The organism is Lysinibacillus sp. CTST325, assembly GCF_054665055.1.
This window is the reverse complement of the sequence record NZ_BAAFHO010000005.1, coordinates 194,172-207,875: the sequence shown is the minus strand read 5'-3', so window position 1 is coordinate 207,875 and position 13,704 is coordinate 194,172. Positions and strand designations below refer to the sequence as shown.

The window sequence follows — 13,704 nt, the reverse complement described above, 5'->3', positions numbered from 1 at the left end:
TAAGGTGGAAGATAAACTGCCAGTAAAAGCTCGATTGGTGAAGGCTAAGCATTCAGTGGTGATAAAGAACCCTTCAGTGAGTAAGTATTACTCTATTTTTGGCAACAACTAGTTACCAAATTGGCACATCTCATTCTGTCTATATTAAAATAGTAAAAAAGAGGATGGAGGGTCAACAATGACGGTAGCGCAAACGTATTTAAATGTTGTTCAAAAAAGATTTAGAAGTGTCAAAGAGCTAGGCGATAAAACACTCGACCAACTGGAAGTGGCCCAATTGCACTGGGTGTATAATGAAGATTCAAATAGTATCGCAGTGATTGTAAAACACGTTAGTGGAAATATGATATCGAGATGGACTGACTTTCTAACGACAGACGGTGAGAAAGCAACGAGAAATCGTGACGATGAATTTACCGATAGCCTTCAGACAAAAGATGAGGTTATGAGAGCATGGGAAAAGGGCTGGCAAGTATTTTTAGACGCTTTACAAGAATTGACAGAAGATGATTTACAAGGGTTTGTAACGATAAGAGGAGAACGGCATTCCGTGATAGACGCTATCGAAAGACAAATGTCCCACTACTCACAACATGTAGGTCAAATCGTTTACATCGCTAAGCAACTAAAGGGCTCTGAGTGGCAAACATTAAGTATTCCAAAGGGGCAATCTCAAGCTTTTACAGAGTCTATGGTAAAAAAACATCAACAATAAATAAGAAGAGGCTGGGACGTAACTAAATGGTTCCTTCATAAAGCCGAATAATCTCTAAATGAACAAAACACGATAGATAGAAAAACCGAACTATTCCGAAACACGTCATGAGAGTTTCATTGGATAGTTCGGTATTTTTGTTGGCTGAAACACATTTGTCCCAGCCTCTTTTTTGGATTTGTCTTCTAAGCAAAATAAAGCTGATACATTGAAGTTTCTTTGTCAATCGATTTTGTGATTTCAAAGGCTTCTTGCTGTGTTCGCTCATTAGCAATGATTTCATACATAAATCTTATGAGAAACATTAAGTTTGCATTGCCATCTATGTAATCATCCGGTCCTAAATATGAATGGCAACCACTTTTAAAAAACGCAGTTGCTAGCTGTTTTTCACCTAAAGTACAGCCAGAGGCAATAACCTTCACATCTTTTAATTTACAATAATTCGAGATCTCTTGAGGACCGAAAAATTCACCTCTTGGTTCATTTAACTCATAAATTTCTGGGCCTAGCTCTGGCATGCAAAAGCGTCCTTCATCCCCGTGGAAGTTTAAAATTAAATAATCTACTCGATCATCCAAATCTTCTCCAGATAAAACATCAATAAAATCATTTGGTCTTCCTATTAAATGAAGTGTTACTCGAACACCAAATGACTCGAGTACTGAGCGTAATGCAAGAGATTCGATATCACAATTAGAGCCTACTACTAAACTAACATACAAATCTGGCTTACTCATTTTCTACTATTCTCCTTTATTTATACTTATGGTAATAGTATATCTGAAATTGGAAGTCGTAACCAAATGAATGATAAAAGCTCACTGATTATTTTTTTAAAACCGGTAGAATTGGACCTTTTAAAAATATTGGTCATTTCCATTCTGTTGAGCGCTTTCCTGGTGGCGTCCGATGAGCCGCTTCACTCGCGCTGCCGCTGCAGGGTCTCATCTGTGACACTGATCCCCGAGGATTCACCCAGCTTCCACTCCAAACAGCCTATATCCATAGGATGCGTATTTTAAAAATGATATCTCTAATTTATTGATGATGTGTCAAAACAGCCTATTAATAAATAATTACGAGCCGTAGGAACATTTTTGGTTGAGTGACTTGCTAAGTGTTCTTTTTTGAATATCTAAACAGCTTTATAAAATTTATAGAAGTCAAGACATTTGGTGATGTGTTTTATTTTTGTAAAATTTTTGTGTTAATTTATGACAAAAGGCGCATTTCTAATAGGGAGATAGGTAAATTTAGTCTATACTCAAGAGTAATAACGTTTAGAGGGGAATAGAGGGTGTCGTATGAAATCAACGGTAGAACGAAAACTGCAATTTTCTTTTGGTATAGTTTTAGTCTTTCTATTACTAATTACTAGTATTGCCATGTACTTTTTAAATGATAATAAACAAACACTTGCGGAAATCGAAAAAAACACGGAATTAATCAATTTATATAATGATATTTCCTTCCAAACGGTTCGGGCAAACGCTGCCATCCGGGGGTATATGTTATATGGTAAAGAAGACATGCTCAATAATCATCTCGAAATAAGAGATACTTTACATAAATCTATTCATCGTATTGAAGAGCTCGCACATAAAAATATGGACTTTGAACAGTTTTTAAAGCAGTTAGAGGAATGGGAAAAGCCTATAGATGAACAAATTGTACCGCTTTTTCAAAGTGGTGAAAAACAGCGGGCACAGGAATTGGCATTACCGATTTTAGGGGAAGGCTCGCTAAAGCTTGTTGAGTTTGGGAAAACGATGGCAACGGCTCAGCAAGACGAAATGCAGGCGCGTATAGAAGCAACAAAGCAAAAAGGCGACAACAGTGGCAAAGAAATTGCCGTACTAGCAATTGTTTCCTTGCTCATAAGCATTATTATTGCGACAGTTTTTGGTCGTAGAGTAGCGAAAAATATTCAACAAACTGTAGTAGAAATGGACAAATTCTCAAATGGCAATTTACAAACGCACCTGCAATTTAAAACAATAGATGAGTTTGCACAGCTGGCAGCTTCGTTTAATTCGATGTCCGAAAAGCTTAGCATTACTATGAAGCATGTCGCTAATTCATCTGAGCAGGTAGCAGCAACTTCCGAGCAGCTCACAGCGAGTAGTATGGAAGTGACACAGGCAACAGAAGTTGTCTCAGAATCGATTCAAGATATTGCCCATGGTATTGAAGAACAGGATACATTGACAGGTGATGTACGTAACTTATCCTCCCACATTTTGAAAAAAATGAATGACATATCAACGAGTATTGATCATGTGAACGATGCAACGGTAGAAACTAAAAATATGGCTAGCATAGGACGATCCTCAGTCCGTAATGTCATTGGACAGATGAATGAAATTGCGGATAATACAGCGGAGCTAAGTACACGTGTTAAAGACTTAGATGAAAATACAGCAGCTATCGTCTCAGCAGTCAATGTTATTAAAAATATTGCAACGCAAACAAATCTTTTGGCTATTAATGCCTCTATAGAAGCAGCACGAAGCGGTGAGCATGGCAAGGGCTTTGCCGTAGTAGCAGAAGAGGTACGGAAGCTAGCGGATGAATCGAACTTAGCGGCAGTAGATATTGAAAAGATTGTTGTGCAAATTACGGATGATACAAGAATTATCGAGGAAGACATGATCAACAGTAATGATTCTGTAAAAGTTGGTCGTGAAAAAGTAAATGTGGCAAGGGATAATTTCATACAAATTGACGATGCCATTAATGACGTGCAAGCACAAACTGAATCAGTTACAACAGCCATTCGAACAATCCATCAAGATATTGAAAAACTTGTAAAAGAAATCGACTACATTAGCGAAGTATCTATGAAATCGAGTAGTAATGTTCAAAGTGTTGCGGCATCCTCTGAGGAACAAAATGCAGCGATGGAGGAAGTAGCTGCAGCATCAACACATTTGGCAAAAATGGCGATTGACCTACAAGAATCAATCCAGGCATTTAAATACTAACAACAAGAGCCACTATGCATCATAGCTAAAGCATGATACATAGGGGTTTTATGTTTAACTACATATTATGAAAAAGTGCGAGAATAGAAGAATTTATGTTAAGAAAATCAAAAAAATGAAAAAAGGGGTTTGAATTTAAGTATTTCGTCCGATAAAAGCTTATGAAGAAAATTTAATCTATAAGAGAAGGGAAGTGGCAAACCGGAGCGGTATTCTTATTTCAATATAAAAAGAAACTGAATCGGATAAAACATATTTCTAAACTTATGAAAACAAAAGGAGAGCTGTTGCATGAAACGATTATTTGGAAGCTTTAAGGGTAAGCTCTACATATTATTTGCTCTTATCTTACTAATCCCAGTTATTTCTGTAGGAAGCTTATCGTATCTTTCAGCAAAGAATTCGATAAAAGATGAAATACTATTTAGTGCAGATGAAAGTGTTGAAATTTTAAATACGTTAATTGATAAAACCATTACTGAAAGAACAAATGACATCAATGTGTTTAGTGAGGAAATAGATTCTTCTAAGTATGAACAGCAGGGATCTGCCGTACAAACAAAATTTCAACAATATATAAAGCTACATCCGGATGTTCTGAGCATTTATCTTGGAACAAATGAGGGGTCATTATTTCTAGAACCAAAATCGAATAGCGCCGATTATAATCTTTTGGAACGAGACTGGTATAAAAAGGCTACAGCATTAAAAGGAGAAGTTTTAATTACGAATCCTTATATAGATGAGGGTACTGGAGATATGGTCGTAACAATTGCTCGTCAGGTAAAGGATCAATCTGGGGTAGTTGCAATTGATATAAAATTGACAGACCTTCAAAAAGTCTCGGACTCTATCAGTATCGGGAAAAATGGATATCCATCTATTTTTGGTGAAGATAAAATGGTCATTTCACATCCGACTATAGAACCGGGTAGCGAAATAAAAGAAAGCTTCATCGACAAAATGTATGACAGCAAATCCGGAACGTTTGAATATGTCTTTGAAGGTGAAGACCGTATTTTGTTCTATACAACGAATGAATTGACGAATTGGAAAATTACCGGCACAATTTTTGCAAAAGAAATTGATGAATCAGCATCACCCATTTTATTTAATACTTTACTCGTGTTAATTATTGCGATTGTCATTAGTGCAATTGTTTTCTATTTTGTTATGAGGGGAATCATAAAACCGATTAAATCGCTCAAAGATAGTGCAGTAACCATTAGTAAAGGTGATTTAACAGAGCAAGTGATAATCACTTCTCAAGACGAAATTGGACAGCTAGGGCAAGCCTTTAACGATATGCAAGACAGCTTAAGAACTCTTATTCAAAAAATTGAACAAAATGCTGAAGAAGTAGCCTCGTCAGCAGAAGAGCTAACAGCCAATGCTAATCAAACAAGCATTGCTACAGAAAAGGTGGCTATATCGATTCAAGATGTTGCTTCGAGTGCAGACACGCAAACGACGAGTGCCAACAAGAATGCAGAATCGTTACAGGAACTTTCGAAGGCCATTCTTCATATTGCAGAGATCTCTTCTACGGTAACGGATCTTTCACAGCACGCAACGCTACAGGCAGATGAAGGTGGAAAGGCCGTCCAGGATACAAAAGATCAAATGCATTCTATCCATTTATCGGTAACCGATTCAAACACGAAAATTCAAACATTACATGAACGCTCTAAGCAAATTACATCCATTTTAGATGTGATTACAAGTATTGCAGATCAAACGAACTTACTTGCTCTCAATGCAGCGATTGAGGCAGCAAGAGCAGGGGAGCACGGAAAAGGATTTGCAGTTGTTGCTGATGAAGTAAGAAAACTGGCGGAGCAATCGCAGAAGTCTGCACAACAAATTTTTGAGCTAATTCATGGCATTCAATTAGAAACAGAACAATCTGTAAACATCATGGCAAAAGTTACAGAGGATGTTCAAAATGGACTACATGTATCAGATGAAGCCATCACGAAATTCCAAGTCATTAAGACGAGCATGGATAAAATTACTCCTAAAATGGAAGAGGTATCTTCTGCATCTGAACAAATGTCAGCAAGTGTACAAGAGGTGACAGCTGTGACGGAGGATTTGGCATTCTCAGCACAAGGAAATTCAGCTGCTTCAGAGGACGTTGCAGCGTCTACAGAGGAACAATTAGCTTCGATGGAAGAAATTAATGCTTCTGCACAAGCTCTTGCGCATATGGCAGATGAGCTAAAACAGCTAATTAGTCAATTTAAATATTAACAGAATCAAATATACGAAAAACTATTGTGTCAATGAGATTAAGGTGTCCTATTAAATAAAGTATGACTCTTAGACAAAACGAATGGGCGCTTACTTGAGTCGTTTCTTGGTAGAAAGAGATTGTTTTGCGATAATTCTACAAAGTATTCCTATAAAAACGAATGAAATCACCTTTAGCGATTTCTGTTTTGAGACTCGACTGCGTGACCATTTTGTTTATCAACACTAATAAATGAGGCTGGGTCATAACTAGCTGATATTAAGAAAAAGAGAAATCGAACAGCATCGATTTCTCTTTTTTCTTGTTTGATCAAGTCATTCTATTTTCTTTACCTTACTTTTCTGTTAATAACGGCAGTATATTTCGGGAGATTTACTGTCATCAATGCAAAGCACATTTCGTTTTCAACCGTTGATTTTCTATGGACTTGAGTGAAACGCAAATTTGCCTTCAATAATTCAAAACGGGTTCTACATCGCTTTTCCGTTGTCGCTAGATGGCACCTGTTTTTCTGAAAGCTTTTGTCTTACATATTCTTTTTCGGGCACAACAGGTTTTTGTATACATAAGCGAAGCGACAGCTATAAACCTATTTAAAGTGAGATTCTAAGTTTAGTTGAATGATGAAGAAGGACGAAATAGAAGAATTTATATTAGTTAATCAAAAAAAATGAAAAAAAAGGTTTGAATATATGTATTCCGTCCGATAAAAGCCTAGGGTGAAATTTCATCCATAAAAGAAGGGCAGGTTGTAAAGAGTAGATAGAAGAGGCATTCTTATTGAGTCTAAATCATCGAGTATAGTGCCAGTAAAAGATAATACAAAAATATACAAAAACACACACATCTTAAGAACTAATGAAGACAAAAGGAGAATTATTGCATGAAAAAATTATTTGGAAGCTTTAAGGGCAAGCTCTACACATTGTTTGCTCTAATCTTGTTAGTTCCAGTTATTACTGTTGGAAGTTTTTCATATCTTTCGGCAAAAAAATCGATAAAAGAAGAAATATTATTTAGTGCAAATGAAAGTGTAAATATTTTAAATAAAGTAATTGATGAAACCATTAGTGCTAAAATAAATGACATTAATGTTTTTAGCGAGGAAATAAATTCTTCTACGTATAAACAGAATGGAGCCGCAATATTAACAAATTTCCAACAATATATGAAGATGAATCAAGATGCTTTAAGTGTTTATCTTGGAACAAATGAGGGAGCATTATTTCTAGAACCAAAATTGAAAGTTAAGGATTACGATGTTTTAGAAAGAGATTGGTATAAAGAGGCTACGGCTTTAAAGGGAGAAATTTTAATAACGAATCCTTATATTGATGCATTTACTGGAGAGATGGTTGTAACAGTTGCACGTCAGTTAAAGGACAAATCTGGGGTAATAGCGATTGATTTAAAATTGGCAGACATTCAAAAAACCGCAAGCTCAATTCGAATCGGAAAAAATGGTTATCCTTCTATTTTTGACGAAAATAAAATGGTCATTTCACATCCTACTTTAAAAGCAGGTGGGGAATTAAAAGAGAGCTTCGCAGATAAGATGTATGAAAGTAAATCCGGAACGTTTGAATATGTCTTTGAAGGTGAAGACCGTATTTTGTTCTATACAACAAATGAATTAACGAATTGGAAAATTACTGGCACAATTTTTTCGAAGGAAATTGATAAATCAGCATCATCCATTTTAAATCATACGTTACTTGTGTTAATTATTGCGATTGTCATAAGTACGATTGTTTTCTATTTTGTCATGAAGGGAATCATAAAACCGATTAAATCTCTTAAGGATAGTGCAGTGACAATTAGTAAAGGTAATTTAACTGAAAAAGTGACAATTGCTTCTCATGATGAGATAGGTCAGCTAGGGCAAGCCTTTAATGATATGCAAGACAGTCTAAGGACACTTATTCAAAAAATAGAACGAAATGCTGAAGAGGTAGCTTCGTCGGCAGAGGAACTAACAGCAAATGCCACTCAAACGAGCGTTGCTACAGAAAAGGTGGCCATTTCGATTCAAGATGTTGCGACGAGCGCGGACACGCAAACGACGAGTGCCAACAAGAATGCAGAATCGTTACAGGAACTTTCTAAGGCCATTCTTCATATTGCAGAGATTTCTTCTACTGTGACAGATCTTTCACAGCATGCAACGCTACAGGCAGATGAAGGTGGAAAAGCAGTCCAGGATACTAAAGATCAAATGCAATCTATCCATTTATCGGTAACAGACTCTAACACGAAAATTCAAACATTACATGAACGCTCGAAGCAAATTACATCCATTTTAGATGTAATTACAAGCATTGCAGATCAAACGAACTTACTGGCTCTTAATGCAGCGATAGAGGCAGCAAGAGCAGGAGAGCACGGAAAAGGCTTTGCAGTCGTTGCTGATGAAGTAAGAAAACTGGCGGAGCAATCGCAGAAGTCTGCACAACAAATTTTTGAGCTAATTCATGGCATTCAATTAGAAACAGAACAATCTGTAAACATCATGGCAAAAGTTACAGAGGATGTTCAAAATGGACTACATGTATCGGATGAAGCCATCACAAAATTCCAAGTCATTAAGACAAGCATGGATAAAATCACTCCTAAAATGGAAGAGGTATCTTCTGCATCTGAACAAATGTCAGCAAGTGTACAAGAAGTGACAGCTATTACGGAGGATTTAGCATTCTCTGCACAAGGAAATTCAGCTGCTTCAGAGGACGTTGCAGCGTCTACAGAGGAACAATTAGCTTCGATGGAGGAGATTAATGCTTCTGCACAAGCTCTTGCGCATATGGCAGATGAGCTAAAACAGCTAATTAGTCAATTTAAATATTAATAGAATTAGAAATCGGACATAACCAAAAACGCCATTCCTCTTTTGAGGAATGGCGTTTTTGACTAATTATCGATCTTCTTCCCAGCAATCAGTATTTTTCAATGTTGGGATTGATTTTGCATAAAATACAGGATTTTTGCCTGCTTTCTTTTGCTTTGTAAAGTCGTCTAACACGAGGAAGGCGATTTTACCAAGTAACATAATGATCGTAATATTGATTATAGCCATTAGTCCCATGAACAGATCGGCTAAATTCCAAACAAGCTGTACCTGTGCAAGAGAACCAAACATCACCATAACAAGAACTAAAATACGGTAGCCAAACATCCAGCCTTTATGCGCATTCATAAACTCAATATTAGATTCACCGTAATAGTAATTTCCGACGATGGAACTAAAGGCAAAGAAAATAATAGCAATAGCGATAAAGTAAGGAGCCCATGAACCTACATGTACAGCTAATGAATTTTGTGTAAGAATAATTCCATTGCTTTCACCTGTATTATATAGACCCGCTAAAATAATGATAAACGCTGTTGCAGAACAAATCATAATTGTATCAAAGAATACACCTAAGCTTTGCACTAACCCTTGCTTTGCAGGGTGTGAGGTATTTGCTGTAGCTGCGGCGTTAGGTACACTACCCATACCGGCTTCATTTGAAAATAAACCACGGCGTACGCCTTGCATAATTGCAATACCAATCGCTCCACCAGCAGCTTCTTGAAGACCAAACGCTTCAGTGAAAATCAGCTTGAAAACGGCAGGTATTTCAGACAGATTTGTCACAACAACAAAAAGGGCTACAGCTAAATAGAAAACTGCCATCACGGGTACAAGTACTTGCGTAACTTTTACAATTCTATGTACGCCACCAAAAATAATCATGGCCGTTAACACAACTAACATAATACCAATGATATAAGGTTTAATATGGAATGCCTCACCAACGGAAGTTGCAATCGTATTCGATTGTACAGCATTAAAAATAAAGCCAAAGCTTAACGTTAAAAGAATACTAAAAATGATCCCTAATTTTCGTTGGCCTAATGCTTTTTCCATATAATAGGCTGGTCCACCACGGAACGTATTGCCATCCTTTACTTTGTACACCTGTGCAAGCGTACTTTCAATAAAGGCAGTCGCCATTCCTAATACGGCGATAATCCACATCCAAAATACTGCTCCTGGTCCACCTACTCCGATAGCTAATGCAACGCCTGTAATATTCCCAGTACCTACACGCGAGGCTGCGCTAATCGTAAAGGCTTGGAACGGAGAAACACCTGACTCTCCATCTCTTTTTTCCACTATTAAACGAAACATTTCAGGGAAAAGTCGAATTTGAACAAACTTTGTGCCAAAGGAAAAATATAATCCTGCAGCTAATAATAGTGTGATAATGAAATATGTCCATAAAATACTATTAGTATCATTTACAATATTCGATATCCATTCCATTTTGCTTACCTCCAATCTCAATACGCTTCAGTTTACACTGTTTTTTTGTAATATATCCACTTTTTGAAAATACTGAATTTTAGAAAATAATTTTATTAATAAATATTTTTCCAATAGTTGAAATATCTAGTTCAAATGCAAGTGCAGTGAAGGACTTACTTATACTTAGAATAGAAATAGATTATTGTGATGAACCATTTGTCGAAACTTTACAGCAAGAAAATAATATAATGATGCAAAAGAAAAAATGCATGTAATAAAAGGGGGTTAAGTATAGCATTTTATTTTCTGTTATATTGGCATTTTTTCTGATGGTTATGCTTATTAAAATATTTGCAGGTATTATCACTTTTCTATTTCCAAGGTTTCCTTCTATTGTTGTATTGATCATTAGTGGTTTAATTGGTTTAGTGTATTCCATTTTAATTGATTTCACGGACGCTAGATACTTTCTTATTAGTATAAATGTTATTGTTACTTCTATTCCCATCATATTAATTAGATACTTACTATTCTTGAAAAGAAAAGCTGAAGAAATGGAAGTGGAGTAAAGCTAGTAAAGGTTATTTTTTTTGAAAATTCCCTTATTTACCCTAAGAATTTTTAGTATAATAATTAAAATTAGAGACTCATCACCAAAAGTTGGGTATGACGTTTGTTAAAATCTATATCAACCGTATGCAGGTATGATGATGAGCCAAATAAATGGGGGAATATGCATGAAAACAATTGGTATGATTGGCGGTATGAGCTGGGAGTCTTCAGCAGAATATTATCGTCTGATGAATGAAGAGGTAAAGCAACAGTTAGGAGGCTTGCATTCAGCTAAATGTATTTTGTATAGTGTAGATTTTCAAGAAATTGAGCATTATCAAGCTGAGGGAGCGTGGGAGAAGGCCGGGCAAGTTCTTGCAGAGGCAGCGCAATCTCTGGAGAGTGCAGGGGCAGATTTTATTGTTATTTGTACAAATACTATGCACAAGGTTATTGATATCATTACGGCAAAGATTAGCATTCCAATTTTACATATAGCTGATGCGACAGCAAATCAAATAAAAAAAGCTAGTTTACAGAAAGTTGCCCTTCTTGGGACAAAGTACACGATGGAGCAAGATTTCTATCGAGCTAGAGTAGAGGAGTTTGGCATTGAAGTGCTTGTTCCACTTGCTGAGGAGCGCGCTGAGGTCAATCGTATTATCTATGAAGAATTATGCTTGGGTCGAATTGAACAAGCATCGAAGGACTATTATTTACAGGTGATTGGGAACCTTGTGCAATCGGGAGCACAAGGAATTATATTAGGCTGTACAGAGATTGGATTACTCATTAAACAAGATGATGTAAACGTACCTGTTTTTGATACAACTGTTTTACATGCACAGGCCGCGGTAAATATGGCGATTCATAAGGGGGAGTAAAATGCCAAGAAAAGTACGAGAAATAGGGATCGTCATTGGAACGTTACCAACTGGTACGAAAAACTGTATTACCGATGTAGCTGGCGTGCGTGTAGGTCATGTAACGCTTGATGAGAAAATGAATCAAGACGGCGCTTATGCTTGTACAGGAGTAACAGCAATTTTACCGCATGAAGGCAATTTATTTCAGCAAAAGGTTACTGCTGCAAGCTATGTGATAAATGGTTTTGGAAAAACAACAGGGCTCGTGCAAGTAAATGAGCTTGGGGTTATTGAATCACCAATTATGTTAACGAATACATTTGGCGTTCCAGCTGTAACACAGGGAACGCTGCAATTTATGCTAGATACGAATAGTGAAATAGGTCATTCGACAGGCACTATTAATATCGTAGTTGGGGAGTGTAATGATAGCTATTTAAATTCCATTCGAGAATGTCCTATCACACCCGAGCATGCTGTAGAAGCGATTCACAAGGCGTCGAATGATACTGCAGGGGAAGGGGCAGTTGGTGCAGGAAAAGGAATGATGTGCTTTGGCTATAAAGGTGGGATTGGCTCATCTTCTCGAATCGTGACGCAAGGGTCAACGAACTATACGGTAGGCTGTATGGTCCTAAGTAATTTCGGGCAAAGCTCTGAGTTTTTAGCACACCAATATCTTGCTTCTAATGGTCAAAGTGTATCGACATTATCTTCGACAGATGGCTCCATTATCATCGTACTTGCCACAGATGCTCCGCTTAGTAGTCGTCAACTGACACGTGTCATTAAACGTTGTGGTATCGGTCTAGGGCGTACAGGCAGTCACTTTTCACATGGCAGCGGAGATATAGTCATTGGCTTTACAACAGCACATCATATCGCTCATCAATCAGATCAGCTCGTCGAAACACGGATACAACTACGTGAGGATCATCCTATTATGAATCAATTATTTGCAGCAGCTGCAGAAGCAACAGAGGAAGCCATTTTAAATTCACTTTCACAGGCACAGACTACGATTGGTCGAAATGGACATAAAGTTGAAGCTTATCAATTTTAACTTTATATATGATGGGATGTCATTAGAGGAATTTGTAGACCATATTAATTTTAGCCCTATACTACCGAATGAAAAGCAAATGCAAAATATCTATAATTTTTCATTGCGCCCGGAAACAAAAGATAATCGTAGTTCGATTTACTTTTATGCAAAACTTCAGAATGGAATTATTCGAGTAAAACAATTTTTCTATGATTGGGCTTTCCCTTTTATTTATGCAGATACAAATTTGGTTAAACAAGGTAATCCTTTCGTAATAAATAATAGAGTCGGCTTTATTGGCATTGATTATAAAAATAACAAGGCTTTAAGCTATTCTGTAGGATTTACAACTGTCGAAATATCTGTTTTTGAAGGTGATGCCGCTGATGATGAGTTAATAGAATATCTTGCGGATTTATTGGTAATAAACTTGGATTTGTCAAAAAAGTCATTTGCTACTGTAAGTTATACAGTTAGATATAATCAAGGAAAATGGGGAGAAGATGAAGTAACGAGAGTAAAATGGTTTGAACCAGAAACAATTAATTTGGATAATACTTTCTCAGAGACATTATTAGATTATAAGCTAGATTCGGTTGGGATTGGTAAAGAAGCGAATGAAGTTCAATTACTATATCGACAAAATGAAAACCTTACAGATGGGTGTTGGATTTCAATTGCACCGCATACATTAGAACAAGATTTACCAAAAGTTTTGGGAAGAAATATTGGAACTCGTCAAAAATGGAGATTTAGATTATTGAAAATTCCATATGAAAATAGAAAAATTGAAGTATATTATGGAGTTCAAGAAACTAAAAATCCAGCGAGATGGTTCTGGTTTAGGTTTGATAATAAAATTATTCAATGTCATATTCGTTCTTCAGTAAATGAAACGTCATCTTTAGTGCGTGAAATATTAATAAAAATACTATTTAGTTGGCCCGTTTAGTAGAAATATCTAGAAGAATTTATCTTCATTTTGATTACTATCAAA

9 protein-coding genes are annotated in these 13,704 nt (G+C 36.5%); 7 read left to right on the top strand and 2 right to left on the bottom strand.

Annotation, left to right across the window (positions count from 1 at the left end; translation table 11 throughout):
* The first annotated feature begins 178 nt into the window (after positions 1-178).
* Positions 179-715 carry a DUF1572 family protein gene (locus ACYQ73_RS14335; RefSeq protein ID WP_460013106.1) on the top strand — a complete coding sequence of 179 codons (537 nt, stop codon included), beginning with the start codon at positions 179-181 and terminating at the stop codon, positions 713-715.
* Positions 716-900: 185 nt separating this feature from the next.
* Here ACYQ73_RS14335 and ACYQ73_RS14330 read toward each other — a convergent pair whose 3' ends face one another.
* Complete coding sequence (locus ACYQ73_RS14330; protein WP_460013105.1) at positions 901-1,455, bottom strand: delta-aminolevulinic acid dehydratase; 555 nt, start codon at positions 1,453-1,455, stop codon at positions 901-903.
* A 567-nt stretch (positions 1,456-2,022) separates the two neighbouring features.
* On the opposite strand from ACYQ73_RS14330, the gene ACYQ73_RS14325 reads away from it, so the two are divergent.
* The 3 genes from ACYQ73_RS14325 to ACYQ73_RS14315 all read left to right on the top strand — a co-directional run bounded on the left by ACYQ73_RS14325 (position 2,023) and on the right by ACYQ73_RS14315 (position 8,801).
* On the top strand, positions 2,023-3,702 hold the full coding sequence (locus ACYQ73_RS14325) for a methyl-accepting chemotaxis protein (protein ID WP_460013104.1): 1,680 nt from the start codon (positions 2,023-2,025) through the stop codon (positions 3,700-3,702).
* Positions 3,703-3,993: 291 nt separating this feature from the next.
* On the top strand, positions 3,994-5,955 hold the full coding sequence (locus ACYQ73_RS14320; RefSeq protein WP_460013103.1) for a methyl-accepting chemotaxis protein: 1,962 nt from the start codon (positions 3,994-3,996) through the stop codon (positions 5,953-5,955).
* An 884-nt stretch (positions 5,956-6,839) separates the two neighbouring features.
* Positions 6,840-8,801 (top strand): methyl-accepting chemotaxis protein, encoded by a 1,962-nt coding sequence (locus ACYQ73_RS14315; RefSeq protein ID WP_460013102.1) that lies wholly within the window; start codon positions 6,840-6,842, stop codon positions 8,799-8,801.
* A 66-nt stretch (positions 8,802-8,867) separates the two neighbouring features.
* Here ACYQ73_RS14315 and ACYQ73_RS14310 read toward each other — a convergent pair whose 3' ends face one another.
* Positions 8,868-10,262, bottom strand: a complete 1,395-nt coding sequence (locus ACYQ73_RS14310; RefSeq protein ID WP_460013101.1) for an alanine/glycine:cation symporter family protein — start codon at positions 10,260-10,262, stop codon at positions 8,868-8,870.
* A 719-nt stretch (positions 10,263-10,981) separates the two neighbouring features.
* Here ACYQ73_RS14310 and ACYQ73_RS14305 point away from each other — a divergent pair.
* The 3 genes from ACYQ73_RS14305 to ACYQ73_RS14295 are packed head-to-tail and all read left to right on the top strand — an operon-like array spanning position 10,982 to position 13,659.
* Positions 10,982-11,680, top strand: a complete 699-nt coding sequence (locus ACYQ73_RS14305; RefSeq protein ID WP_460013100.1) for an aspartate/glutamate racemase family protein — start codon at positions 10,982-10,984, stop codon at positions 11,678-11,680.
* A 1-nt stretch (position 11,681) separates the two neighbouring features.
* Complete coding sequence (locus ACYQ73_RS14300) at positions 11,682-12,725, top strand: DmpA family aminopeptidase (RefSeq protein ID WP_460013099.1); 1,044 nt, start codon at positions 11,682-11,684, stop codon at positions 12,723-12,725.
* Between the two features lie 16 nt (positions 12,726-12,741).
* Positions 12,742-13,659 (top strand): hypothetical protein, encoded by a 918-nt coding sequence (locus ACYQ73_RS14295; protein WP_460013098.1) that lies wholly within the window; start codon positions 12,742-12,744, stop codon positions 13,657-13,659.
* Positions 13,660-13,704 lie beyond the last annotated feature (45 nt).

Bases quoted from the DNA above. Each gene is read 5' to 3' on its own strand.
- ACYQ73_RS14335 (WP_460013106.1), top strand. From the start codon at position 179: ATGACGGTAGCGCAAACGTATTTAAATGTTGTTCAAAAAAGATTTAGA.
- ACYQ73_RS14330 (WP_460013105.1), bottom strand. From the start codon at position 1,455: ATGAGTAAGCCAGATTTGTATGTTAGTTTAGTAGTAGGCTCTAATTGT.
- ACYQ73_RS14325 (WP_460013104.1), top strand. From the start codon at position 2,023: ATGAAATCAACGGTAGAACGAAAACTGCAATTTTCTTTTGGTATAGTT.
- ACYQ73_RS14320 (WP_460013103.1), top strand. From the start codon at position 3,994: ATGAAACGATTATTTGGAAGCTTTAAGGGTAAGCTCTACATATTATTT.
- ACYQ73_RS14315 (WP_460013102.1), top strand. From the start codon at position 6,840: ATGAAAAAATTATTTGGAAGCTTTAAGGGCAAGCTCTACACATTGTTT.
- ACYQ73_RS14310 (WP_460013101.1), bottom strand. From the start codon at position 10,262: ATGGAATGGATATCGAATATTGTAAATGATACTAATAGTATTTTATGG.
- ACYQ73_RS14305 (WP_460013100.1), top strand. From the start codon at position 10,982: ATGAAAACAATTGGTATGATTGGCGGTATGAGCTGGGAGTCTTCAGCA.
- ACYQ73_RS14300 (WP_460013099.1), top strand. From the start codon at position 11,682: ATGCCAAGAAAAGTACGAGAAATAGGGATCGTCATTGGAACGTTACCA.
- ACYQ73_RS14295 (WP_460013098.1), top strand. From the start codon at position 12,742: ATGTCATTAGAGGAATTTGTAGACCATATTAATTTTAGCCCTATACTA.